This window comes from Streptosporangium sp. NBC_01469, from assembly GCF_036227305.1.
GTDB lineage: Bacteria > Actinomycetota > Actinomycetes > Streptosporangiales > Streptosporangiaceae > Streptosporangium.
Genome location: NZ_CP109465.1, coordinates 8864272 through 8887632, shown reverse-complemented (window position 1 = coordinate 8887632; position 23361 = coordinate 8864272). Strand labels below are relative to the sequence as shown.

The window sequence follows — 23361 nt, the reverse complement described above, 5'->3', positions numbered from 1 at the left end:
GGCGAATCACCCATACGGGGAGACGGTGTGAAAATCACCCTGCCATGGGGTTTCAGATCACCGCTCCCTGATCAGTACCAGCCCCGCGTCGTGAAGTGGGTCCACGCCCGGCACGGCGAGCCGTAGCGCTGCTTGATGTATCCGAGCCCCCACCTGATCTGCGTCCTGGGGTTGGTGCGCCAGTCGCGCCCGGCGCCGGCCATCTTGCCGCCGGGCAGGGCCTGCGGGATGCCGTACGCGCCCGACGAGCGGTTGTACGCGCGGTGGTTCCAGTTGCTCTCCCTGGTCCAGAGCCTGCTGAGGCAGTCGAACTGGCTCTTGTTCCAGCCGTGCGCGGACACCAGCGGCCTGGCGACGGCCCGGTTGCCCGCTGGTGCCGAGGACGCCTGGGCGACCGTGGTGGTGGTGCCGAGGGTGAGCACCGAGGTGATCACCAGCACACCGGTACGGCGGAGCGTCGACATGGGACTCCCTTGTGCGTTGGGGACGGGGGACGGCCGACACGATGCCCGGCGATTCGATAGCGGGCCAGTCGACAGCGCCTGTCAGGAGTCATGTCAATGATCGGTAAGGGAATGATCAAAGCATTGGTGAGGCGGGCGGCGTCTCACCTGTGGCGTCAGTCACATTTCACTTTATGGACGACATAACTCTCAAATGTGACAAGGGGATTAGGCTGCGGATCATGGGAATCCGTGATATCGCCATTCATACTCTTGCCGACGCACCCACCACCCTGGCCGAGCTGGCCGGGGACAAGACCGTCCTCGTCGTGAACGTCGCCTCCAAGTGCGGCCTCACCCCGCAGTACGCGGGTCTCGTCGACCTCCAGCGGACCTACGGAGACCGGGGCTTCACCGTCGTCGGCGTGCCGTGCAACCAGTTCCTCGGTCAGGAGCCGGGCAGCGCCGAGGAGATCCAGGAGTTCTGTTCCACCACCTACGGCGTCGACTTCCCGCTGCTGGCCAAGACCGAGGTCAACGGCGACGACAGGCATCCCCTCTACGACGCGCTGACCGCCACCCCCGACGCCGAGGGTGAGGCCGGTGACGTCAAGTGGAACTTCGAGAAGTTCCTCGTCGCGCGGGACGGGGAGGTGCTGGCCAGGTTCCGGCCGACCGTCGAGCCCGGCGACCCCGCCCTCATCGCGGCGATCGAGAAGTCCCTCTAGCCGCGCAGCTGCCCCTGACGATCAGCTCGGTGGGCAGCAGCACGCCGCGCGGTCTCCTGGAGCCGCCGCGCAACACCAGCTCGGCGGCCCGGTAGCCGATGTCCCTGGCGGGCTGGGCGATCACCGTCAGCGGCGGTGAGCACAGCTCCGCCCAGGGCACGTCGTCGAACATGATCAGGGACAGGTCCCTGGGGATGCGCAGGTCCAGCTCCCTCGCCGCCAGTACGGCCGCCTCGCCCAGCAGGTTGCCCCCGGCCAGCACGGCGGTCAGGTCGGGCCGGTGCTGGAAGAGCCCGGCCGCGGCGGCGTACGCGGAGTCGCGGCTGCCCCGGGCGACGACGACCAGCTCCTCGTCGACGAGGGGGCCCAGCGCCTGCCTGAAGACCGACAGGCGCTGCTCCTGCCCCGGGCCGCCCAGGTAGGCGATGCGCCGGTGTCCCAGCCCCGTCAGGTAGTCGACCGCGGTCCTGACCCCCGCACGGTCGTCGGCCACCACCGCCGGGATGTCGTCGCGCCCGGCCGAGAGCCGGTGCGCGAACACCGTGATCACCCCGGCCCGCAGGGTCGGCGCCCAGCTGTCGCCGTCGCCCGAGGGGATCGCGACCACCCGGTCCACGCCCTGCTCCAGCAGCATGCCGATCAGCTCGGCCTCGCGCTCCGGGTCGTCACCGGTCGCGCCCACGATCACCGGCTCACCCGCCGAGCGCGCGCAGGCGAGCACGCCGTCGGCCACCCGGCCGTAGAAGGTGTCGGTGATGTCGGGCAGCAGCAGCCCGATGCCGCCCGAGCGCCGCTGGCGCAGGTTGCGCCCGAGCGCGCTGGGCCGGTAGTCGAGCTGGGCGGCGACGGTCAGCACCCGCTCCCGGGTCTCCGGGCTGGCCGACCCGCCGGACAGAACCCGGGACACCGTGGCGACCCCCACCCCGGCCGCCCCGGCGACGTCCTTGATCGTCGTACGACGCATGTTCATGGAAACGATTCCATCATGATTTCCGAGCTCAATCCAGTGCGGAGCGAGAATGACTGTCCTGCTGACAGGCCAGAACCGGGCAGCCTCTTGACACGGATGTCCGTTTCCGATGAGATGCATGAAAACGTATCCAATATCGGGTGAACGCGGGGTTGGCCCGAGGCGACAAGGACTCCCATGGCATCCATCGTTCTCAGCAAAGTCGACAAGATCTACGCGGGCGGCGTCAAAGCCGTGAACGGCCTCGACCTTGAGATCAAGGACGGGGAGTTCATGGTGCTGGTGGGCCCCTCCGGATGTGGCAAGTCCACCGCCCTGCGGATGATCGCCGGGCTTGAGGACATCAGCGGTGGCGAGATCGCCATCGGCGACCGGGTGGTCAACCACCTGCCCCCGAAGGACCGTGACATCGCCATGGTCTTCCAGAACTACGCGCTCTACCCGCACATGACCGTCGAGGAGAACCTCGCCTTCGGTCTGAAGCTCCGCAAGATGCCCAAGGCGGAGATCGCCAAGCGCGTCGGCGAGGCCGCCAAGATGCTCGGCCTCGACCAGTACCTCAAGCGCAAGCCCGCCGCCCTCTCCGGTGGCCAGCGCCAGCGTGTCGCCATGGGCCGCGCCATCGTGCGCGAGCCGCAGGCCTTCCTCATGGACGAGCCGCTGTCCAACCTGGACGCCAAGCTCCGCGTCTCCATGCGGGCCTCCCTCAACACCCTGCACGAGCGCCTGGGCGTGACGACCGTCTACGTCACCCACGACCAGGTCGAGGCGATGACCCTCGGCGACCGCGTCTGCGTGCTGCGCGACGGCCTGCTCCAGCAGGTCGACACCCCGCAGAACCTCTTCGACAAGCCGGTCAACCTGTTCGTCGCGGGCTTCATGGGCTCCCCGTCGATGAACTTCGTCACCGCCGAGCTGGTGCGCGGTGAGGGCGGCGCCGCCGTCACCTTCGCGGGCTTCAAGCTGCCGGTACCGGCCGAGACCTTCACCGAGAAGCAGGGCCTCGACCAGTACTTCGGCAAGCAGATCATCCTGGGCATCCGCCCCTCCGACTTCGACGACTCGATCGCCGCCAACGGCTCCTCCTCCGGCTGGGTCCGCCTGCCGGTCCGCGCCGAGGTCACCGAGGAGCTGGGCTCCGAGATCAACGTGCTGTTCCTGATCGACGCCCCGCCGGTCCAGCACCAGGACACCGTGGCCGCCGCCGCCGACGACGGCGAGGAGGACGCGACCCTGCCGCTGGTGGGCGACAAGTCGCTGTGGACCGCCCGGGTCAACTCCCGCAGCCACGTCCGTCCCGGCCAGAACATCGAGCTGATCGTCGACACCCACAACCTGCACTTCTTCGACCCGGTCTCGGGTCTGGCGATCGGTCACGAGGCCAACGCCCGCGTCTGATCCACCTCACGGGCCGTGAGGCTCGTCTCCGTACCACCACCGCAGGCCGGAAGGGCCCGCGCCACGACCCCCTCCCGTGGCGCGGGCCCTTTCCGTCGGGCTCTCCCCATCCGGTTCCAGCCGGGCCTCTTCGGCGGCCGGTTCCCGCCGCTTTCCCGCCCAAGGTTTCCCATCGGCGGCTTCCCGCCGCCGGGATTTCGCAGGCGGCTCTTCCTCAGCGGCGGGCGAGGCGGCGCGAGAACCGGCCGATCAGGTGGAGGGGGAGCAGCCTGCCGACCCTGACGATGACCTTGTAGCGCAGGTCGGGGATGCTCACCCGCACGCCACGGGCCAGATCGCGCATGGCCTCGCGGACGACGTTGTCCGCCGACAGCCAGAAGAACTCGGGGATGCCCGACTTGTCCATCGAGGCGCGCTCGTGGAACTCGGTGTGCACGAACCCCGGGCACAGGGCCATGACCCGCACGCGGCTCCCGGCCATCTCGACGGCCACCGACTCGCTGAAGCTGACCACCCACGCCTTGGACGCGCTGTAGGAGCCCCGGGTGAAGAACGCCGCCACCGAGGCCACATTGATCACCGCGCCCCGGTCGCGCTCCCTCATTCCCGGCAGCGCGGCCAGCGTCAGCCGCAGCACCGCCTCGCAGTGCAGCTTGAGCATCCGCAGCTCCTCCTCCGCGGGTACGTCGAGGAAGTGGCCCCGGTGGCCGAATCCCGCGTTGTTGACCAGCAGGTCGACCCCCTCGTGGAGTCGCCGCTCCACCGCCTCCAGGCCCTCGTCGGTCACCAGGTCGGCGGCGAGCACCTCGCTGCTCACCCCGTAGCGCAGGCGTAGCTCCTCGGCGACGGAGACGAGACGCTTCTCGTCGCGGGCGACCAGGACGAGTGAGAATCCGTCGGCGGCCAGGCGGCGGGCGAAGGCGGCACCGATGCCGGCCGTCGCCCCCGTGATCAGTACGGTTGGCATGCCTGCAGTCTAGGGACGACGCGGGCGGCGCGGACGGGGGCGGGCGTACGCGACCGGGCAAAATGGGGGTACGCCACGGGAAAGCGGGCGTACGCGACTGTCGGCGGTCATCATCCCGTAGATGAGAAAAAAGAAAGCCCCGGCCGGGGCTTTCTTCGCGTTGTACCCCCCCTGCTGCTCCCTCTCTTCGCCTCGCGCGGGCGAAGAGGGGTGGTGGCGTGGGGGCTCACCTACAGCCAGGGGGTGTTATGCCCCCGGTAGGTTGGCGGTCGGGCGAAGACCGCCCAGGGAAAGAAGTGCCCTGCCGGGGGAATTCGTTAGGTGGGTGAAGTAGAGGTCAGGTGGGAAGGTCCCAACTCGGCCCGTCAGGCTCGCCCAGCCAGACATACTGGCGATCTCCGGTAACGGTGAGGCCGAACCCGGACTGGTGCGGACTTCCGGCGCCCTGCCACGTCAGGATGGCCTCCTCGACCTCGTCCCACAGCCTGACCGGCCCGTGCTGGTACACCGTCCATCCGCCATCGGGGTCCGGCCTGACGTCGGTCTGCGCTCCGTTGCTGACATCGAGCAGCGTGAAGATGTCCTCGGCCCAGCCGTGCTGGGCGTTCGGGGCGGCGAGCTGGGCGACGAACAGGGCCGTTTCGTCCTTGAGCAGCGCCGGGTCGATCCTGCTCGCGCTCACCTCACCGATGCCCATGGTCATGTCCCCTCGGCGCGGCGGCGTGTGCGGGCGGGCGATCATGAAGTACACGTCGTCGTTGACGAACCGCCCGCTCGCCGAACCGTCCCCGGCGACCCGCAGATGGGCACACGCGACACCATCCGTCCATCCCCGCATGGGGGCGGTGATCGTCCCCCCTTCACGGACCTGGTCCAGCCACACCGGTGGGATGGTCCTCACCGAGCAGGTCGCGATGAGCCGGTCGTAGGGGGCGTTGGCCTCGTACCCGAGCAGCCCGTCTCCCTCGACGAGCGTGGGCTCGTATCCGGCCTGGAGGATGGCGGCCCTGGCGCGAGTCGCGATCACGGAGTCGTACTCGATGGACGTCACGGCCTTGTCACCGAGCCGATGACACATCAGGGCGGTGGAATATCCCGTACCGGTGCCGATCTCCAGGACGTTGTCACCTTCGTCGATCCCGGCCATCTCCATCATCCGCACGACGAGTCCGGGGAGGGTGGACGACGAGGTGGGATTCAAAATCATCACCGGCTCGGTCGCGTCCTCGGCCAGCACGCCGTTGAGCTGGGTGACCCACGTCTCGTCGGTGTAGACGAGTCTCAGCCAGTCCTCGGCGCTCATCCCATCACGCCGGACCGGAGTCCAGCCCCGCTCCTCGTAGCGGTAGACGGCCTCTCCCAGGAACAGCTCGCGGGGTACGGCCTCCAGTGCCGCGTGCCAGGCGTCGGAGCCGATCGCGGCGGCCATGGTGTGACGAAGGTCGGCTGCCAGGTTCACGTGAACCATCCCTCCAGCAACGTGTCGGCGAACGCGTCCGCGATCGCGTCGGAATCGGGAAGCCAGCCCCACTGGCCGTTCGGATTGCACTCAATGAAGGTCCACCGGTAGGGCTCGGCGCCGTCTCCGTCCGGTTCGAGGGCGAAGTCGAAGCAGCCGAAGACCAGGCCAAACCTATCGAGGTAGCCGTGCAGAGCCGCGACGATCGGTGCGGGCACCTCGATCGGGGTGTGGGTGAGGGCGGCCCAGTCACCGCGTCGCCAGTCCAGCGCCCCGTCAGGGGAGGTGATCTTCTGGGCGAACACCTGGCGGCCCACGACCGTCAACCTGGCATCCGCCTCCTTGGGCACCTTTTCTTGGAACAGGTGGGCGGTGATGATGACGGACTCGTCCACCTCGTTTGCTTCCACCTGCTGGGTCCAGACGGCCGCCGCCTTCCCGTCCGGAGTGTGCGGGTAACCTCGGAACGATTTGTAGATCATCTGGGGATGGTCGGCGCCGAACTTGTGGACCGCGTCCATGTCGTTGGTGATCAACGTTTCCGGGACGATGAGACCCAGCTTCGCCGCCACTTGCAACTGCGCAGGTTTGTAGTCGCTCTTGGCGACGTTCTCGGGATGGTTGACGTAGCGACAGTCCAGGCTTCCCAGGAGACCACGTAGGCCGTGCCGCGCCTCGGCGACGGCGAAGTCCCGCGCGTGCCCCTCCAGTTTCCTGAAGCGCCACCGTGAGGGACGGCGGTGGTAGACCGCGCGCACATTCTCCAACGCGATGTTCCGGCCCGCCGTACGCAGATGTCCGGACCACCGCGTCTGGTCACCTCCCAACCGGGCGCCGAACAGTAGGTCCGGCCCGATGTCGGCGGGATCGACCCGCGCGACCGATGCTCCTCGCTTGTTGAGGGAGGTGATGACCATGTTCGCAGTGACGTCCTCCGGCGAGGTGATCACCAACACCACGCCCGGCGAGGCCCCCGCGCCGCTAGTCACTGGACCTGTCGTTGTCGGTGTCATCGGCAACGTTGGGCGCCCCCTGGGCGCCATCCCCCCGCTTGGACACGGTGATCATCGGGTAGCGTCGCTCGGTCGGCTCGTTCTTGGCATCGATGATCTCGCCACCCTCGTCGTAGAACACCGAAAGCTGCGTGACGGGGTCCACTTCGACAGACGCGTAGAACGGCGGATCATCGTCATGGACTTCGGTCGCTCGGCTCAGGCCCCACGGCTGGAGCGTCAGGTTCCCCATCGCATTTCCCCTCTCGGGCTCTGGATGATTCGCTCATGACGCTAAAGGCAGTTGGAGATCCTGCCTAGCCGAGTCCGCCGGGCCACCACTACACCTGAAAGAAGGGGTAGTCAGGGGATGGAAGATGAACGGACCGAGTCGTTCTATGGTGTGGCGATGGCCATCCCTCCGCAGAGAAACCCCACCCCAGACGGTAAGTGGGTGCCGGTCCGCATCGGTGAACACACGCTCCAAGTCCTAACGATCGACATCCTCGTCTATCTGGTCGAGATCTACGACCGGGACGAGACGTTGATTATGGACTGTCCGTTCAGGCTCATGGTTGACGCCCAAGACTTCATGAGGGCAGAAAGCGTCCCCGGTGGTCACGGGGACCTCCTTGTGTACGACATATCATTCCGAAACGCCCCCATCCGCATGAAGGTATTCGACTCGATCAACTACTCGAACGACTATGAGCCACCCGAAGCCGACGAGAGTCCCGAGAACTAAGAAACCCCCTGGCGGCGAAGGCCAGGGGGTTTTTCTGTCTGGCTTAGAAGTCGAACTCGCCCCTCTTCGCACCATCGAGGAACGCGTTCCACTCACCAGGGGTGAAGACATGTACGGGGCCGGTGCCCCGGTCCTTGGTGTCTCGCAGGGCCACACGCCCTCCGGACAGAGGGGCAACCTCCACACAGTTGCCACCGTTGGAGCTGGACTTCTGAGCGGTCCGCCAGGCCGCCGTCACCAGCTCATCCTTGAGGCTCATACTTCACCTTCATCTCTCTTATCACTTGCTCAGACACGTGGAGTGGATGTGCCCAGGCACGAACCGCGTCGTACTTGAGCGTAACGGCATGCACCTCGTCGGCGCGATCGGTTACCTGGCCATTGATGGGAGTGTCCAGGTAGGCCGCATCTCGCTGGCCGGCTATCTGAGCAAGGGCAAAGGCCCCGGACAGGCCCGTCGTGGCCCCGATGCTAACCGGGACTACCTGGACCGTGAGGTAAGGCCGGGCCATCAGCTCAAGCAGGTGCTCCAGCTGGTGGTACATCACTTCTGTCCCGCCCACCGGCCGGTACAGAACGCCCTCGTCGATGACGACCGAGACCATCGGCGGTGTGGCGCGATCGAAGATCTTCCGACGCTGAATCCTGGCGGTAACCAGCTCCTCGACCTCGCGCTCCGACACGCCCGGCTCGCACCGCAGCACCGCGCGGGCGTAGTCCGGTGTTTGAAGAAGCCCAGGCATGACCAGCGGCTCCCACATTCGCAGGACTCGCGCCTCGGCCTCGATCTTCGTCCACGGCCGGAACCAACGAGGTGACGTCTTCTCACACTGGGCGAACAATGGCATCAGCTTGCCGACGGCACCGAGTGCGGCCTCACACCGAAGAAAGAAGTCTTCCTTCGGTGCCCTTTCGGCCCGCTCCAAGAAGCCGACCATGGCCGAGGAGAACTGGATCTTCGCCGCCAGATCATCCTGTGACCAGCCCAATGACTCGCGCAATCGCCGCAACTCCTGTCCGAGACGCTCCTCGGGAGTGTTTGACATATCCCGTTTTTTGCGCGGCACTCGGACTCCTATTCCAGGCTACCCCTGTAGTCGCGGCTACTAGGTCTACCACAACCAATGTGTCACACAGCTGTAGTTGACCATAGGTGGTCGGACCCAAAGCCCAGCGTGCAACCTAGGAATCCCCGAACGGGCAGAAAACACAAGCGGCGCACCGTTGGAGTCCCAGCCGGGGCCATAGCGGCTGATGGGCCGCAAAACAGACAGATGGGACAAAGTCTGATGCGTGCGATCCCTTTCCAGGTGTCTCTGATAGGCGAGATAGAGCTTCCCTGTGAGCACGAGTCTCCCGGTACGGCGAGAACGGTCGTGAATGAGTGGCTGGGGAAGGATCACCCCGCCAACTTCAGCGTCCGGCTTGTCGTTTCTGAGCTGGTAACGAATTCCGTTCGTTACGCCAGCCTCTACACCTCGAAGGGCATTGGGCTTCGCCTGTACGACGTCGGCGAAGCCGTCCGCGTTGAGGTTCAGGACTCGGGGGCGAAATGCGCATATCCCAAGCTCAATGCTCCGCAAAGCGACATCGAAAATTCGGTCAGAGAGGGCGGCAGGGGCCTTTTCATCGTAGAGAAGCACTCCGTGCTCTGGGGAGTCACCTTCATCCAAAATCCGCTCGGCTGCATTGTGTGGGCCGAAGTCCCGCTTCAGGAGCCGACGCCTGAGGAGTTCGATTCCAACGTCTGGGCATAGCCCACGGCCCCGCTGGCACGCCGCCCGGCCTGAGTCTCTTAGACCGCTTGGCCGAGCTGGTTGGCTGTCTCGCGCATGGCGGCGTAGAGCCCGCGCAGCGCGACGAGCCTCCGTGGGTCAGGAAGGCGATCACCGAGGCCGGGTTATGCGCCAACCCTCGCGGTTTGGCACCAACCTCGGTCTGAACGGAGCGATTGCCATCGCACAGGCGTCCGACAGGCAAAGGAGCACGGTTTACCTGAAAACGGTAGGTCAGCCGGTCGTATCAAGCAGTTCGGATCTCATCGCTACGGTTACCCTGAAGCTGGACGCCCTCAGGGCGGAATCCCTCCCCCAGAGCGCGTCGCTGGAACTCATCCGGAAGATGGTGGACAAGTGGACCTCATGGAGTTGCCCCGGTTCAGTAGACACGTCAGGGCTTTCGGCTACGCGGCAGCATAGCCGTCTTCTTGAATGCTCTTAAGGGCGTGTCGGCGTTCGTACTCGGTGGGGCTGAGCTGGCCGTTCGCGGAGTGGCGGCGGCGTGGGTTGTAGAAGCCCTCGATGTAGGCGAACACGGCCCGTTCGGCTTCTGATCTGGTACGGAAGGTCCGCCGGTCGATCAGCTCACACTCCAGCGAGGCGAAGAAACTCTCCGTGATCGCATTGTCGAAGCACGTCCCGGTCCTACCCGTCGAGGGGCGAACTCCTGCCTGCTCGCATCGCTGGCCGAAGGCGATCGAGGTGTACTGGCTGCCCTTGTCGCTGTGATGGATCACCCCGGCGCTGGGGCGGCGCTGATGGATCGCCATCGCCAGCGCGTCGGTCACCAGCTCAGTCCGCATATGGTCGGCCATCGCCCAGCCGACGATCCGCCTGGAGAACACGTCCAAGACCACAGCGAGATAAACGAAACCCTGCCAGGTCGGCACATACGTGATGTCGGCCGTCCAGATCCGGTTCGGCTCGTCCGCTTCGAACTTCCGCTTCACCAGGTCCGACGCGGCTGCAGCCCGCCGATCCGCGATCGTCGTGCGGCAGCCCTTACGCCGGGAGACACCGGCCAGCCCGGCCGCACGCATCAGCCGGGCCACTCGCTTGCGGCCCACCTTCTCCCCGTCGATCTCACGCAGGTCGGCGTGGATGCGCGGCGCCCCATACACCTCATCAGAGGCCGTATGGTGCCGGTGGATCTTCTCAGTCAGCTCGGCATCACGACAGGCGCGAGTGGACGGGCCGCGCTTGGCCCAGGCGTAGTAGCCCTGGCGCGACACACCCAGCACCCGGGCCAGCAGGGAGACATCGTGGTGGTCTTTCTCCGCATCGATCAGCCGGTACTTCATCTCGGCCGATCCGTCTCCCGCGCGAAGAAAACCGCGGCCTTACGCAAGATCTCCTTCTCCTCGCGGAGGATCTTGTTCTCACGGCGCAGCCGGACCAGCTCGTCCTTCTCAGCGCTGGTCAGGCCGTCTTGGCGGCGGCCATCATCGAGGTCGACCTGGCGCACCCAGGTACGGATCGACTGCGCGGAGGGCTCGAACTCCTTGGCGAGTTCCTCCGGCGACCGTCCCGCGCGCACCAGCTCCACCATCTGCCGGCGAAACTCCGGCGGATAGTTGTTCGGCACAGTGAACTCCTTCTTTCGGGAACCAGGGTTCCCCAGAGGTCAGGTGTCCACCAAACCGGGCCAACTCCACTCACGGCTGAACTGAACACCGCGGCCTGGCGTAAGGCGAGTCGTTCCGGCACGAACGGCGGCGACTGCATCGAGGCGGCTCCGCTCTCCCAGGGTCGTGTAGCCATTCATGACACCGAGGCTCCTGACCAGGCCCCCTATGTGGTGCGGGGCGAGGTCTGGGCGGCTTTCGTCGATGGAGCCAAGAAGGGCGAGTTCGATTTCTAGCCCTCCTCGAACCGAGAAGACCCCTTGAAACCGCCTCCGGCCGGGGCTTTCGCCGTCTCGACGTGTCGGCCGCGAAGCCACTCCGCCAGGTCCATGTCAGTGCCGATGGGGACCACTGGTTAAGGAGCTTGTTTGCCTGTGCGGGTTAGTGATCACTGCCGTTGTGTTCTGATCCGGTTCTGTCTGGTACGGCACGTGGGGTGGTGCGTTGTCCGAGGAGATGGCGTGGTGTCCGGCCGGGTGCCTACTCGGCCACGGACGGGGCGACCTCGTATGAGCCGACCAGGCGGGCCAGCTGTCGGCCCGCCGCCCGCAGGGGTTCTTCGCTGCGTCTGACCTGGGCCGTCACTTCGGCGCCTTCCAGAGTGCTGATGATCGTGGTCGCGAGGTCCCGCGCGTCCTCGGCGCGAAAGCCCGAGCGCAGCAGTTTGTCGTAGACCAATCCCTCCCAGCTGCGTAGCGCTGCCGCGCACACCTGCTGGATCTCCGAGTCGGTGCCCAGCGTCTCCAGCGCCGCCGCGGTGATCGGGCAGCCGTCGGTCCAGCCGGACTCGCGCAATGAGGTGGCGAGCTGCCGGGCGCAGGCCTCCACGGCGGCACCCGGGTCCTGCCGGCTGTCCAGCGCCTCGCGGAGGACGGCCGCGAACTCCTGGTCGCCGTGCTTGATGGCGGCGACCGCGACGGCCTCCTTGCCGTCGGGAAAGAAATGGTAGACCGAGCCCAGTGTGGCCTGCGCCTCCTTGGCGATCTGTTTGATGCCCGTACCGACGTACCCCTGGCGCTGCAGGAGACGCGAGGCGGCGATGACGATCCGATCCCGGGTGCTGGTCTGGCCCATGCGCCCAGCATACTAGTTAGAACGTTCGTTTTAGAAGTGTGCTACGGTCTACCCGCGCTCTAAATAGAGCGCTCGTTTTAGTCATTGAGCGCATCCACCGTGGAGGTCCACATCGTGAACAGCAGGCAGCCCGTGACCGTCATCGGCCTCGGCCCCATGGGGCAGGCGATGGTCGGCGCCTTCCTCGACAAGGGCCACCGGGTCACCGTCTGGAACCGCACCCCTTCCCGCGCCGACGCACTGGTCGAGCGTGGCGCCCTGCTCGCGGGCAGCGTCGAGGAGGCGCTGACGGCCAACGAACTGGTGATCTTGAGCCTCACCGACTACGAGGCGATGTACGCCGTACTGGAACCGGCATCGCACGCCCTTTCCGGCCGTGTGCTGGTCAACCTCAGCTCCGACACCCCCGACAAGACCCGCGCGGGTGCCCGGTGGATCACCGAGCATGGCGGGGTCCACCTCACCGGCGGCGTCACTGTGCCGCCCTCAGGCATCGGACAGCCCGAGTCGTCCACCTTCTACAGCGGCCCCCGCGAACCGTTCGAGACGCACCAGCCCACCCTCGAAGCCCTGACCGGCACAGACTTCCGGGGCGAGGACCCCGGGCTGGCCGCACTGCTCTACCAGATCGGCATGGTCATGTTCTGGACGTCCATGCTCAGCTACTGGCAAGCCATCGCCCTGGCCGACGCCCACGGCCTCACCGCCGCGGAGATCCTGCCGCACGCCACCGAGACCATGACGTCGATGCCCAACTTCCTGTCGTTCTACGCAGCACGTATCGACTCCGGCGAGCACGGCGGCGACGTGGACCGGCTGGCCATGGGCCTGGCCAGCGTCGAGCACATCCTGCACACCAACGCCGACGCGGGCGTCGACACCGCACTTCCCGCCGCCGTCGTGGACCTGTTCCGGCGCGGCATGGACGCCGGACACGCAGCCGACAGCTTCTCCAGCCTGGTGAGCCTGATGAAGAAGGCGGGTTAGCAGTCCGTGCCCACCCTGTGACGGTCGTTCACCGGGTGGGCACGACCCCGCCGTCGAACACCAGCCGAAATCCTCCGGGTTCTTCGGCGTTTGGGCGCAGTAGGTGGGCTGGACCAGAAGCATCCGGTCGGCTTGGAAACCGTCGGGACCGACAGTCGCGGCTACGACGCGAACAAGAAGACAGGCGGCCGCAAACGGTTCGTGGTCCTCGACACGCTCGGGTTGTCGATGGCGGTGATGGTCCGCCCGGCCGGGGTACAGGACCGCGCCGGGGCCACCACCATGCCGCTGGGATTGTATTTAAGTGGTGGCTGCCGGATGATCGCGGCCGACGGGCACCACCGGCACCCTCACTATGAGAAACGCCGGTAGGTGATGGGCCCTTTCCCCGCCACCTCCGCCACCCTGACCGACTCCCCCGGACGGGGCGCTTCGATCATCTTGCCTTCGCCGACGTAGATCCCGCAGTGGTCCGGAGGACTGCCGAAGAAGACGATGTCCCCGGGCTGCGGGACCGTGACCGGCTGCCCGCTCGCCTGGTAGCCGGCCGCGGTGGTATCACCGATCTTGATCCCGGCCTTGTTCAGCGAGTGGTAGACGAGCCCGCTGCAGTCGAAGGCCGACGGTCCGTTGGCGCCCCAGACGTAGGGTTTCCCGATGTTCGCCCGGGCGGCGGCCACGATGTCGACGCCGAGCCCGGTCCCGGCCACATACGGCATCGCGACCGCCGGGCCACCCGACCCGGAGCCGCCGGAGCCACTGGAGCCGCCGGAGCCGCCTCCGAGGCTGGGCGAGGCGGCAGGTCCGGCTCCGCCGCCGTTCGTACTGGCGAGGGTCGTGTGACTCGGATCAGGCCCCGTAGTCCGCCTCCAGTCGAAGGTGCGGCCCTGCCCCGGGGTGAACTCCTGGTCGCCGGGCGCCTTGACGATGGCGAAGAAGACGGACTCGTCGTCGATCGTCTTCTTGATCTCCTTCATCGCCTTGCTCACGGCCTCGTCGGCGGAGCTGACAGGCTCGCCGGCGGTGGAGAGGGCACCGTTGACCGCGGCAAGGGCGCCAGGCTCGGCCTTCTTCCGCTCCGCCTCGGACGTGCTGTTGCGGTAGACGGTGACCCTGTGGTCGGCGAGGACGTTGCCGCAGAGGGTGTTGACCTTGGACTTGGCCTCCTCCAGTGCCGTGGCGGCCGTGTCGAGCAGACCCGCACAGGTCAGCAGCGCACCGTGGAACGTGGTGTTGGCCTTGCTGTAATTGCGCATGTAGACGTCGAAGGCGTTGGCCGACTCGCCCTCCCAGTTGTCGTCGACGTCGACGACCGCGGAGCGGAGGGAGCCGATGTGCTCGTTCACCTTGCCGGCCAGGCCCCGCCATCGGATCGCGACATCGCGGATGTCGGCCGGCCTGCCGTTGACCTTGTCCACGAGGGCGGCCAGCGAGGCGCCGCCGGGCAGCTTGGCGATCTCCTCCCGGACGCTCACGCCTCCGCCACCTCACTGGACTTGTCGGCCTTGCGGACGTTGTCCTCCACGTCGTCCAGGGCGTACTCGAGGTCTTTGAGCCTGCCCCGCACGAGCCCGAGTTCGCTGTCGAGCTTCTTCTCGACCACGTCGAGGACCACGGCGAGCGCGGAGGCGTCGGCCAGCTTCCCGAACATGGACGAGTCGGCCGCGTCGGCGGGATATTCGCCACCGAGATCATTGAACAGCACCGACAGGTTGTACGCGGTCGTACGGCAGCGATCAAGCGCCTCGAAGTGGATATCGACACCCGTCATCCAGCTGACTCCCTCAGGCATCGGTACGAACCATCGCATGGAGATCGTAAAGGACGGAGATCCTCTTGGGGGGGTACAGGGCCCCGGCCCCGCGTTCCGTGACGGCGGAGAGCCGGGCGGGCGGGCGACGGTGCTCGCCCGCTCGAAGAGACCGGCCGTCCGCTGAGACCCGACCGGCTCGATCCGGTGGCGGTGGCCTCGGAGGACGGCCGTGGAGGCCGCCGCTGCCGGGGAGAGTCGGCCCGAGACGCCCAGCCGGTCGCCGTCCTTGATCATAGTGACGTGGCCGCTCGGGGATCGCCCGCGAGACGCACGATGTGCTCGGTCATCGGCTGTCGCCGCCGAGCGTGCACGCGGGGGCGTTGGAGTTCAACCCGGGCGCGCCCACGGAGGAGATCGGGTGGGCTGCCGGGGTGATCCGGGGAGAGCGCCCACCTGGCCCTGCGGAACCTGCGCGAGGTGATCATGGCCGGCTGACGACTTTCCCCCTTTCTCCGATACATAACATGTATGTAATGTAGCGTGCGTCTCGCCTTAATCCCCAGCACAGCGGAGAGATGCAGCATGGCCGTCGGCCCCGAGCCCTCCCACCCATGGTTCGAATGGGCGAAGGGCGCGCAGCCCGCGCGCTCGTGGCCGTCCTCCAGTCCGAACATCGAGGTCGACCCCGCCCGCCTGAAACAGGTCGGCCAGGCCATGCACACCGACACCGGACTGAGCGAGATGGATTTCAAGCGCGGCCTCGATCCGACGCACAACCTCCCCAACCAGTTCGCGGACTCCTTCCTTACCGCGTCTGAGCAAGGCGGGTTCCCGTCGCTGGGGACCACCAAAAGCTACGGCTGGCGAGCCATGGCGCAGATCCAGCTGGCTCTCGACCAGATCCGCTCGGCGGTCCATTCGGGGGCCCGCTACTTCAACTTGGCCTATCGGGATCTCGGATCCCTGGTCTTCGCCAGCGGCGTCAACTACGACAGGGCGGAGGCCATCTTCGACGAGCGCCGCCCGCAGATGGAGGCCGCCGTCAGCGGAGCGGCCGTCGAGCACGAGACGATCTGGGTCAAGGAAGCCTGGCAGGACGAGGACGTCTCACGCCACGACGCGCCGAAGGTCAAGTACTTCCTGGACCACTTCGACTGGCTAAAGATGGCCGAGGACAGCCTGGTCTACTTTGACCTGGCCGCCTGGTTCGCCGACCTGCAGCAGACCGTGGGCGACCGCGCCCACCAGCTCGCGGACGCCTGGCCCGGCGAGACCTCGCAGTACGCGCTCGACGCCCTACGCAAGGCGCAGACGGCCCCCCAGGTCCTCGCCTACACCTGCAGGGCGACCGGCCAGGCCACGTCGCGGCTGTCCGAAGTGCTCCGGCGGTCTCAGGCCCACTTCGAAAGCACCGTCAAGCTCGGCGACCACGAGTTCGACGACGACCTGCCCAACTGGATGCTCCCCTCGGGCGGCGGCGCGCACGACCGGGCCCGCGACTATCTGCGCGAACTGAACCAACAAATCGCCGGAGTGTACAACGAGATGCTCCCCAAGGAGATCGAGATCCTGCTGCCGGGGCGCCTCGGCGTCCCCGCCGCGGGGGGCTACCACGAGCACGACGGGCTCAGGGACGACAGCCTGTTCTGGGACTTCCTGAAGGTCGATTTAGGCAACGAATTTCGGTTTGTGAGACCTGAGCCACAGTAGAAGGCGCCGGTTTCCTCGGCCATCCGCTCGAACTCCTGCCGGGCCCGGGCGCGCAGCGGCGGACCGACCGCGCGTGGCGCCGGGCCCGCACCGCCTGGCAGGACCACACCGTCACCGACGCTCCCGGCCCCACGGACGGGCGAGAACATGCGTGAACTTCCGCTCTGGCGGGAGATGGCCGCCGAGGTCCGGCCGGACTACCCGGCCGAGCGGGTTCGCACGGCACTGGACCACGCCTTCGCCGCGGCGGGCGGGCTCACGTGAACCTGCCCTCCGGCGGAGATGAGCGCGAACAGCACGGAGCCGAGCGGCCGGCTGTCGTCGCGGTAGTGCAGGTGCCAGCCGCCGTCCGCGTGGTCGGTCAGTCGCGGGTGGGCGGCGGAGTCCGCCAGCATGCGGTTGACCGGCTCGGCGCGCTCGCGCTCGTCGGCGGCGTCGACGACCTTCTCCCACGCCTCCAGTACGGCGTGGACACGGTCCAGGTCCTGGGACGTGACCGGGTGTTCCAGCACGAGCCCGGCGGCGCGGCAGCGGTCCGCGAGTTCCCCGGCGGTCGCCGGGCGTCGGTTGGCCAGGTCCGCGGCCAGGGGCCTCTCGCCCGGCATCGGCGAGGTCTTCGTTCCCTCGATCACCGCGCCGGACCGGGTTCGCCACCCGGCCGCTTGACGCGTTGGGCGATGGCGCGGGCAAACCGGGAGGAGGAGACCGGGGAGAATGGGCGTACGTGGCCGGGGGAGGGCAGGAGCGTGCGGGAAACGCCCGGCGCGGCCGGAACCTTCGCGGCGGCGGGCGCGTACAGACGATGATCCAAGCAGGTGACGAACACAGGAGGCTGAGAACCGTGCCGATCTCCCGCCGGACAGGATTGGGCCTGGCCCTGCTGAGCGCGGCGCTGGTCGCCTGCTCCGCCACCGAGACCACCGGCTCCGCCGACTCCGGATCCGGCCCTCCCGCCGCCTCGCCCGCCGCCACGGCCTCGCGGGCGGAGCCCACCGGAAAGCCGGGTACGGACGCAGCCCCGCAGGTCCGCTTCACCGAGTTCGCCCAGCTGGACATGCCGGTGGCGATGGCCTTGCGCAAGGACGACCCGACGCTCTACATCGCCGAGCAGACGGGACGGCTGCGCGCCGTGACGGACGGGAAGGTCGCCGAGGCGCCCGTCGTCGACCTCTCCCAGGAGATCAGCAAGGGCAACGAGCAGGGACTGCTCGGGGTGGCCTTCCATCCGGACGGAGACTTCCTCTACCTCAACTGGACCGACCGCGAGGGGCACACCCACATCACCGAGTGGGCCTTCTCGGGAGGCAGGGCGACCGGCCGCAGGGACGTGCTGACCCAGCGCCAGCCGTACGCCAACCACAACGGCGGCCAGCTCGCCTTCGGGCCCGACGGGTACCTCTACATCGCCCTCGGCGACGGCGGCAGCGGGGGAGACCCACAGGGCAACGGCCAGAACCTGGACACCTGGCTCGGCAAGATTCTCAGGATCGACCCGCGCGGCACCCCGTACAAGGTCCCCCGCGACAACCCGTTCGTCGGCAGGCAGAGCGGCGTCAAGCCGGAGATCTGGTCCTACGGCCTGCGCAACCCCTGGAGGTTCACCTTCGACGCGAAGACCGGCGACATGTGGATCGGCGACGTCGGCCAGAACGCCTGGGAGGAGGTCGACTTCGAGCCGAAGGGCGAGGGGGGCCGCAACTACGGCTGGAACCTGAAGGAGGGCACCCACCCCTTCGAGGGCGGCGGCGGTGGCGGCGACACGGTGGATCCGGTCATCGAGTATCCCCTGGGCGAGGGCGGCAACTGCTCGGTCATCGCCGGATACGTCTACCGGGGCGAGCGGATCCCCGGCCTGGAGGGACGGTTCGTCTACGGCGACTTCTGCGCGGGCTGGGTCAAGGCCGCGCCCCCCGGCGGGTCGGGGCGGGGCGACGACCTCGGCACGGTGGAGCAGCTGTCGTCCTTCGGCCAGGGCCACGACGGCGAGTTGTACGCGCTCAGCCTGTCGGGGCCCGTCTACCGCCTGGAGCCGGGCGCCGGCTAGAACCCGGCTCCCGGACGTCCACCTCGGGAGGGGCGTCCGGCTCCGCCCGCCGCGACGGGCGGCCGAGGGTGGGCGGCGGTCGCCGCCGGAGATCGTGTCGGCTCGTCACGGCGGGGAGAAAAATCGGCGATTGTTCGGCAATCGTCGCGAGGCGGTGTTCTCGCTTCCGGTGATGGTGCATATAACGGATTCCGTGGACATGTTGCCTGAATTACGGGTGCTGTTTCCATAGCCTGAAATGCTGCCGCCGGGAGTTTGAAATGGTAAAAAATTATCTAATATCTATTGTTTTGGCGGTGAGCGTCGGGGCCGCATTGGCCCTCGGGGCCTCCGCGACGGCCTCAGCGACGGTCTCAGCCGCGACCGGTTTGCCGGCGCCGACGGCCGAGCAGGAGCCGTACCCACCGAGTCCCAACGAGGACGTCAACAGCATCAAGCAGGAGAGTGATAACTCCAACAACATCAATCTGAGGGACAGGGAGCACAACCACCGGAGGGACGGGGAGGGCGACGGCGGCTTCTCGGACGACTGTGAGGGAGACTGCCCCGACGGCGGCTGCGGAGAGGGCTGCCGGTCGGACCCGGTGTCGGACCCGGTGGCGGAACTGCCGTTCACGGGAATGCCCGTGGTGACGGTGGCCCTGCTCGGCGGCGGACTGCTGGCCGCGGGAGCCGCCGTCACGCTGATCTCGGTACGGCGTCGCCGATCCGCCAGTGCCGAATAGGAGACGACGCCGAGTAGTCGTAGTGGTGGGCCTGCCGGTCTCCGCGGCCCTGGTGCTGGCGGGGGGCTGGTCGGCCCATCTCGGTATGCGTGTCCACGACCACCTGGAGGCCACCCGGACCGCACTGGTCCGGGTGCGCGCGGTGATGGGTGTGGGCGACCCGCACCCGGCGGCCGCGGCGCTGGCCGAGGCCCGGCGGCACGCGGCCGAGGCCCGGCGGCTCACCGGGGGCCCGGAGTGGTGGACGATCGCCCACGCCCCGATCGTGGGGAACGCCGCGACGACCGTGCGCGGGCTCGCCGAGGCCGCCGCCGAGCTGACCGACGTTCTCGCCGGCGTGCGGGAGGTCGCCACCTCCTTCCTGATGACCGGGTCGCACTCCCCGGATGACCCGCGCCACCGGCTGGCCGCGCTCGACGCCGCGGCGCCGGTCCTGGACGACGGCGTCTTTCGCCTCGGACGGGTGCTCTCACTCCTGGCGGCCACCCCCGGCGGTACCGGCCTGGACCGGCTGGACGAGGCGCGCGGTACGGCACTGGCCGAGATCGGCCGGCTACACGGCCTGCTCGGCGACGCCGCGGACGCCGCCACCCTGCTGCCCCCGATGCTCGGCCGCGACGGCCCCCGCCACTACTTCCTGGCCTTCCAGACCAACGCCGAGGCGCGAGGTACCGGAGGGCTGGTCGGAGCCTTCGGCATCCTGAAGGCCGACCGCGGCAGGGTCGCCGTCGAACACCTCTCCGCCAACAAGGGACTGGCCACGAGTCCCGTCCCCGTCGCCGAGCACGGCCGGGACTTCCTCGGGCGCTATGGAACGGGTGCGACCAGGATGCTCTCCGTCTCGAACCTCTCCCCGCACTTCCCGTACGCCGCGGCCACCTGGACGGGGTTGTGGGAGCGGCAGAGCCGAAGGCGGCTGGACGGCGCCGTCGCCACCGACCCGGTGGGGCTCGCCCACCTGCTGAGGTTGATCGGGCCGGTCTCCCTCCCCGGAGGAGGGAGGGTCACCGCCGGGAACGTCGTCGACCTCACCGAGCGGAAGGCCTACGCCCGCCACCCCGACCCCGCGGCGCGCAAGCGGTTCCTCATCGAGATCGCCGCCGCCGTCGGCGAGGCGCTGCCCGCTTCCATCACCGCCCCCGCCAGGCTGCTGCCCGTGCTGTCCGACATGGTGAGCGAGCGGCGGATCCAGGTCTGGAGCCGCCACGAGGCGGAGCAACGGCGCCTGTCGGGCACACCGATCAGCGGCGTGCTGCCGTCGCGGCCCGGACCGTTCGCGGGACTGGTGGTCAACAACTCCGCCGGCGGCAAGCTCGACTACTACCTGGAGCGCGCTCTCGACTACGAGCTGGGCCCCTGCCGGGGCGGGCTGCGCTCCTCGACGGTGCGGATCGGGCTCACCAACGACGTCCCGCGGCGGACGCTGCCCTCCTACGTCACCGGTCGGCTCGACGACCCGGGGCACCGCCACGTCCCCGGTTCCAACCTGCTCTGGGTGTCGCTGTACGGCGGGCTCGGCGCGAGGATGACCGCGGCCCGCCTCGACGGCGACCGGGTGGCGGTCATCAGGGAGACCGAACGCTCCCACCCCGTCTACTCGGTTCTTCTGGAGTTCGCCCCCGGACAGTCCAGGACGCTGGAGTTCGACTTCACCGAACTCGCCTCCGGTGAGCCACCGCGGGTTCCGGTGCAGCCGCTTGTCCGTCCCCAGCGGACTCGCGTCGCCCAGGACCCACGGGGTTGCCCACCCTGACGCCGAACTTTCCGGTGAAGGGACGGGGGTCGCCACCCGGTGCACTCCCGCGCCGCATCGTCCGTTCGTATCGGCAGAAAAGAGCAAAGAACCGCGTGCCACGGGCGGTGGCGTACCGGGGGCGATCTACTCTCGCGTCATGAAGGCTTCACCGCGGACCGGTGGGACCGCACAGGACCCCGCGACCGCGGAGAGCGCCGCGGTCCCGGGCGAGGGCGTCCCGGCCGGGCACGAGGGCTGCGGGCAGCGTTGCTGGCGGGATGTCCGGAAGGTGGGGGAGCCGCGGGACGGTGCCCGCTTTCGCATTCTCTTCGTGTGCACCGGCAACGTCTGCCGCTCCCCGCTGGCCGAGCGGCTGACCCGCTCGGCCCTAGGGCCGTGCCCGGCGGTCCAGGTGACCAGCGCGGGCACCCGCGCCGAGCCGGGGCGGGAGATGACCGAACGCGCCCGGCGGGTTCTGGTACGGCTCGGCGGCGATCCCGCCGGCTTCGGCTCCCGTCCGCTCGTTCCCGACCTGGTGGCCGCCGCCGATCTCGTGCTCACGGCCACCCGCGGGCACCGCGCGGAATCGGTGGCCATGCACCTCGCGGCGGTCACGCGAACCTTCACCATCGCCGAGTTCGGCACGCTGGTGCGGGCCGTGCCGCCGGAGGAGATCACCCATCACCGGGATCCCGTGCGGCGGGCCCGCGCGCTGGTCGACGAGGCGCGGGCGCTGCGCGGGCTGGTCCGGGTCGATCAGCTCGACATCGCCGACCCGTTCGGGCGCTCCCGGCTGGCCTACCGGGTGGCGGGACGGGACATCGCGAGGTCGCTCGCCGTCCCGCTTCGGCTGCTCACACACTCACCGGCTTCTTGACCTCGGACTCGTAACCGTACCCGCTGTTGTAGCCGTAGTACGTGTCGCTACCGGCAGGGACGAAGTTCAGGACGGTTCCCACCACGCGGGCGTTGATGGACGCCAGCAGTTCCGAGGCGCGGGTCATGTGCTCCCGGCGGGTCTTGCCGTACCGGGCGACGAGCAGCGCGCCGTCGCAGAGCGCGGTGACCGTCGCCGCGTCGGTGACGGGCAGCAGCGGCGGCGCGTCGATGATCACCATGTCGTACGTCTCGGTGAGCTGGGCGAGCACCTGGCGCATCCCGTTCGAGCCGAGCAGCTCACTCGGGTTCGGCGGGATCTGGCCGCTCGGCAGGACGGACAGGCCGGCATCGCCCCAGACCTGGATGACCTCGTTCAGGCGTGTCCTGTCGATCAGCACGTCCGTCAGGCCCGTCACCCCCTCGATGCCGAGGTAGCGGGGAATGCTGGGGCGGCGCAGGTCGCCGTCCACCAGGATGACCCGCCAGCCCGCCTGGGCCAGCGTGATCGCGAGGTTGGCGGAGGTCGAGGACTTCCCCTCGCCCGGCAGGCAGCTGGTGACCACGAGTGACTTCGGCTGCCGGTCGACGCCGATGAACTGCAGGTTGGTCCGGAGCGCGCGGAACGCCTCGGATCGGGACGACCGGCCACGGTTGCGCACGATCAGGGGGTGGTGCCGCGCGTCCCGCTCGTAGCCGATGACCCCGAGGACCGAGCCGCCCGACGCCTCCCGTAGCGCCTCGGAGGAGGTGAGGGTCGTGTCCAGGCGGTCACGGAGGATGATCACGGCCATGGTGGCGATCAGCGCGATCAGCAGGGCGACCGCCAGGTTGACCAGTGGCCTGGGGCTGACCGGTTCCCGGGGGACGTCCGCCTCGTCCACTACCGTGATCTTGATGGTGGGGCGGCTGCCCGGAGTGGGCCGCTCGATCTGGTCGATCAGCTTCGAGAAGCGGTCTCCCAGGGCGTTGGCCAGCAGGGAGGCCCGCGCGGGGTCGGTGTCGGTGACCGTGGCACGCAGGAGCACGGTGCCGGGGACGGCCTCGGCGCTGATGTTCTGCTGGACGCGCGGGATGTCCTCGCCCTCGACGATCTGGCCGACCACCCGGCGGCTGGACAGCAGGTTGGCGTAGGACTGCACCCGCTGGGCCGACAGCATGCCCGCCTGGTAGGCGGTGGAGAGGCTGCCCTCCTTGTCGTGGCCCGACACCAGCATGGAGATCGTCGAGACGTATTTCGGCGGCATGTTCGCCGTGACGGCGAGCGCCGCACCCACCGCCAGGATCAATGAGAGGAGGATGATCAGCCAGTTCCTGCGCGCCAGCCGTGCGTAGTAGAGCAGATCCACGGG

General features: G+C 68.2%; 26 protein-coding genes and 1 pseudogene. 13 read left to right on the top strand and 14 right to left on the bottom strand.

Features of this window, described 5'->3' with window-relative positions:
* Window positions 1-71: 71 nt before the first annotated feature.
* Window positions 72-464 carry a transglycosylase SLT domain-containing protein gene (locus tag OG587_RS38635; protein WP_329083774.1) on the bottom strand — a complete coding sequence of 131 codons (393 nt, stop codon included), beginning with the start codon at window positions 462-464 and terminating at the stop codon, window positions 72-74.
* A gap of 221 nt (window positions 465-685) precedes the next feature.
* On the opposite strand from OG587_RS38635, the gene OG587_RS38630 reads away from it, so the two are divergent.
* Window positions 686-1171, top strand: coding sequence for a glutathione peroxidase (locus OG587_RS38630; protein WP_329083773.1), 486 nt, complete (start codon window positions 686-688; stop codon window positions 1169-1171).
* Here OG587_RS38630 and OG587_RS38625 read toward each other — a convergent pair.
* A complete protein-coding gene (locus tag OG587_RS38625) occupies window positions 1143-2141 on the bottom strand; it encodes a LacI family DNA-binding transcriptional regulator (RefSeq protein ID WP_329083772.1) in 999 nt (332 codons plus the stop codon). The genes OG587_RS38630 and OG587_RS38625 overlap by 29 nt on opposite strands.
* A gap of 177 nt (window positions 2142-2318) precedes the next feature.
* Here OG587_RS38625 and OG587_RS38620 point away from each other — a divergent pair, with 177 nt between their 5' ends.
* The gene (locus tag OG587_RS38620) at window positions 2319-3539 is read left to right on the top strand and encodes an ABC transporter ATP-binding protein (RefSeq protein ID WP_329083771.1); all 1221 of its coding nucleotides are present in this window, start codon (window positions 2319-2321) and stop codon (window positions 3537-3539) included.
* A 214-nt stretch (window positions 3540-3753) separates the two neighbouring features.
* Here OG587_RS38620 and OG587_RS38615 read toward each other — a convergent pair whose 3' ends face one another.
* From OG587_RS38615 to tgmA, 4 genes are all read right to left on the bottom strand, one after another.
* Window positions 3754-4506, bottom strand: a complete 753-nt coding sequence (locus OG587_RS38615; RefSeq protein ID WP_329083770.1) for an SDR family NAD(P)-dependent oxidoreductase — start codon at window positions 4504-4506, stop codon at window positions 3754-3756.
* Between the two features lie 337 nt (window positions 4507-4843).
* Window positions 4844-5965, bottom strand: coding sequence for an ATP-grasp peptide maturase system methyltransferase (gene tgmC / locus OG587_RS38610; RefSeq protein ID WP_329083769.1), 1122 nt, complete (start codon window positions 5963-5965; stop codon window positions 4844-4846).
* Window positions 5962-6954 carry an ATP-grasp ribosomal peptide maturase gene (gene tgmB / locus OG587_RS38605; protein WP_329083768.1) on the bottom strand — a complete coding sequence of 331 codons (993 nt, stop codon included), beginning with the start codon at window positions 6952-6954 and terminating at the stop codon, window positions 5962-5964. The genes tgmC and tgmB overlap by 4 nt, the downstream gene beginning before the upstream one ends.
* Window positions 6947-7210: a putative ATP-grasp-modified RiPP gene (tgmA, locus tag OG587_RS38600; RefSeq protein ID WP_329083767.1), complete on the bottom strand. Its 264-nt coding sequence runs from the start codon at window positions 7208-7210 to the stop codon at window positions 6947-6949. The genes tgmB and tgmA overlap by 8 nt, the downstream gene beginning before the upstream one ends.
* 117 nt (window positions 7211-7327) lie before the next feature.
* Between tgmA and OG587_RS38595 the strand changes: the two genes are divergently transcribed.
* Entirely contained in the window at window positions 7328-7702 is a 375-nt protein-coding gene (locus OG587_RS38595; RefSeq protein ID WP_329083766.1) for a hypothetical protein, read from the top strand.
* Window positions 7703-7745: 43 nt separating this feature from the next.
* Here OG587_RS38595 and OG587_RS38590 read toward each other — a convergent pair whose 3' ends face one another.
* Window positions 7746-7961, bottom strand: coding sequence for a DUF397 domain-containing protein (locus tag OG587_RS38590; RefSeq protein ID WP_329083765.1), 216 nt, complete (start codon window positions 7959-7961; stop codon window positions 7746-7748).
* Complete coding sequence (locus OG587_RS38585; protein ID WP_329083764.1) at window positions 7945-8769, bottom strand: helix-turn-helix domain-containing protein; 825 nt, start codon at window positions 8767-8769, stop codon at window positions 7945-7947. Before OG587_RS38585 ends, OG587_RS38590 begins: the two co-directional genes overlap by 17 nt.
* A gap of 243 nt (window positions 8770-9012) precedes the next feature.
* On the opposite strand from OG587_RS38585, the gene OG587_RS38580 reads away from it, so the two are divergent.
* Window positions 9013-9459 (top strand): ATP-binding protein, encoded by a 447-nt coding sequence (locus OG587_RS38580; RefSeq protein WP_329083763.1) that lies wholly within the window; start codon window positions 9013-9015, stop codon window positions 9457-9459.
* Window positions 9460-9884: 425 nt separating this feature from the next.
* Here the strand turns inward: OG587_RS38580 and OG587_RS38575 are convergent.
* Window positions 9885-11029, bottom strand: a protein-coding gene (locus tag OG587_RS38575; RefSeq protein ID WP_329083762.1) for an IS3 family transposase whose coding sequence is annotated in 2 segments (ribosomal slippage) — window positions 9885-10816 and window positions 10816-11029 — 1146 coding nt in all. Because the reading frame shifts where the segments join, the coding sequence is not laid out codon by codon here.
* Between OG587_RS38575 and OG587_RS38570 the strand changes: the two genes are divergently transcribed.
* Window positions 10910-11341: a DUF397 domain-containing protein gene (locus OG587_RS38570; protein ID WP_329083761.1), complete on the top strand. Its 432-nt coding sequence runs from the start codon at window positions 10910-10912 to the stop codon at window positions 11339-11341. The two genes, OG587_RS38575 and OG587_RS38570, sit on opposite strands and share 120 nt — an antisense overlap.
* 244 nt (window positions 11342-11585) lie before the next feature.
* Here the strand turns inward: OG587_RS38570 and OG587_RS38565 are convergent, their stop codons facing one another.
* Complete coding sequence (locus OG587_RS38565; protein ID WP_329083760.1) at window positions 11586-12179, bottom strand: TetR/AcrR family transcriptional regulator; 594 nt, start codon at window positions 12177-12179, stop codon at window positions 11586-11588.
* Between the two features lie 84 nt (window positions 12180-12263).
* Between OG587_RS38565 and OG587_RS38560 the strand changes: the two genes are divergently transcribed.
* Both OG587_RS38560 and OG587_RS38555 read left to right on the top strand, forming a co-directional pair.
* Window positions 12264-13166 (top strand): NAD(P)-dependent oxidoreductase, encoded by a 903-nt coding sequence (locus tag OG587_RS38560; RefSeq protein ID WP_329083759.1) that lies wholly within the window; start codon window positions 12264-12266, stop codon window positions 13164-13166.
* 132 nt (window positions 13167-13298) lie between these two features.
* Entirely contained in the window at window positions 13299-13538 is a 240-nt protein-coding gene (locus OG587_RS38555) for a transposase (protein ID WP_443075323.1), read from the top strand.
* On the opposite strand, the gene OG587_RS38550 is transcribed toward OG587_RS38555, so the two are convergent.
* Both OG587_RS38550 and OG587_RS38545 read right to left on the bottom strand, forming a co-directional pair.
* Window positions 13520-14641 (bottom strand): bifunctional WXG100 family type VII secretion target/C40 family peptidase, encoded by a 1122-nt coding sequence (locus tag OG587_RS38550; RefSeq protein WP_329083758.1) that lies wholly within the window; start codon window positions 14639-14641, stop codon window positions 13520-13522. The two genes, OG587_RS38555 and OG587_RS38550, sit on opposite strands and share 19 nt — an antisense overlap.
* Window positions 14638-14937: a hypothetical protein gene (locus OG587_RS38545; protein ID WP_329083757.1), complete on the bottom strand. Its 300-nt coding sequence runs from the start codon at window positions 14935-14937 to the stop codon at window positions 14638-14640. The genes OG587_RS38550 and OG587_RS38545 overlap by 4 nt, the downstream gene beginning before the upstream one ends.
* 287 nt (window positions 14938-15224) lie before the next feature.
* On the opposite strand from OG587_RS38545, the pseudogene OG587_RS38540 reads away from it, so the two are divergent.
* Both OG587_RS38540 and OG587_RS38535 read left to right on the top strand, forming a co-directional pair.
* Window positions 15225-15402, top strand: a pseudogene (locus OG587_RS38540) (histidine kinase dimerization/phosphoacceptor domain-containing protein); the annotation flags it as partial.
* A gap of 99 nt (window positions 15403-15501) precedes the next feature.
* On the top strand, window positions 15502-16629 hold the full coding sequence (locus tag OG587_RS38535; protein WP_329083756.1) for a hypothetical protein: 1128 nt from the start codon (window positions 15502-15504) through the stop codon (window positions 16627-16629).
* 197 nt (window positions 16630-16826) lie between these two features.
* Here OG587_RS38535 and OG587_RS38530 read toward each other — a convergent pair whose 3' ends face one another.
* Window positions 16827-17261, bottom strand: a complete 435-nt coding sequence (locus OG587_RS38530) for an ABATE domain-containing protein (protein WP_329083755.1) — start codon at window positions 17259-17261, stop codon at window positions 16827-16829.
* A 209-nt stretch (window positions 17262-17470) separates the two neighbouring features.
* Between OG587_RS38530 and OG587_RS38525 the strand changes: the two genes are divergently transcribed.
* The 4 genes from OG587_RS38525 to OG587_RS38510 all read left to right on the top strand — a co-directional run bounded on the left by OG587_RS38525 (window position 17471) and on the right by OG587_RS38510 (window position 22010).
* On the top strand, window positions 17471-18673 hold the full coding sequence (locus OG587_RS38525) for a PQQ-dependent sugar dehydrogenase (RefSeq protein WP_329083754.1): 1203 nt from the start codon (window positions 17471-17473) through the stop codon (window positions 18671-18673).
* A gap of 296 nt (window positions 18674-18969) precedes the next feature.
* Entirely contained in the window at window positions 18970-19398 is a 429-nt protein-coding gene (locus OG587_RS38520) for a hypothetical protein (RefSeq protein WP_329083753.1), read from the top strand.
* Between the two features lie 22 nt (window positions 19399-19420).
* Window positions 19421-21151: a DUF4012 domain-containing protein gene (locus OG587_RS38515; protein WP_329083752.1), complete on the top strand. Its 1731-nt coding sequence runs from the start codon at window positions 19421-19423 to the stop codon at window positions 21149-21151.
* A gap of 139 nt (window positions 21152-21290) precedes the next feature.
* Window positions 21291-22010: an arsenate reductase/protein-tyrosine-phosphatase family protein gene (locus OG587_RS38510; RefSeq protein ID WP_329083751.1), complete on the top strand. Its 720-nt coding sequence runs from the start codon at window positions 21291-21293 to the stop codon at window positions 22008-22010.
* Here OG587_RS38510 and OG587_RS38505 read toward each other — a convergent pair.
* Window positions 21988-23358 carry a polysaccharide biosynthesis tyrosine autokinase gene (locus OG587_RS38505; protein WP_329083750.1) on the bottom strand — a complete coding sequence of 457 codons (1371 nt, stop codon included), beginning with the start codon at window positions 23356-23358 and terminating at the stop codon, window positions 21988-21990. The genes OG587_RS38510 and OG587_RS38505 overlap by 23 nt on opposite strands.
* Window positions 23359-23361 lie beyond the last annotated feature (3 nt).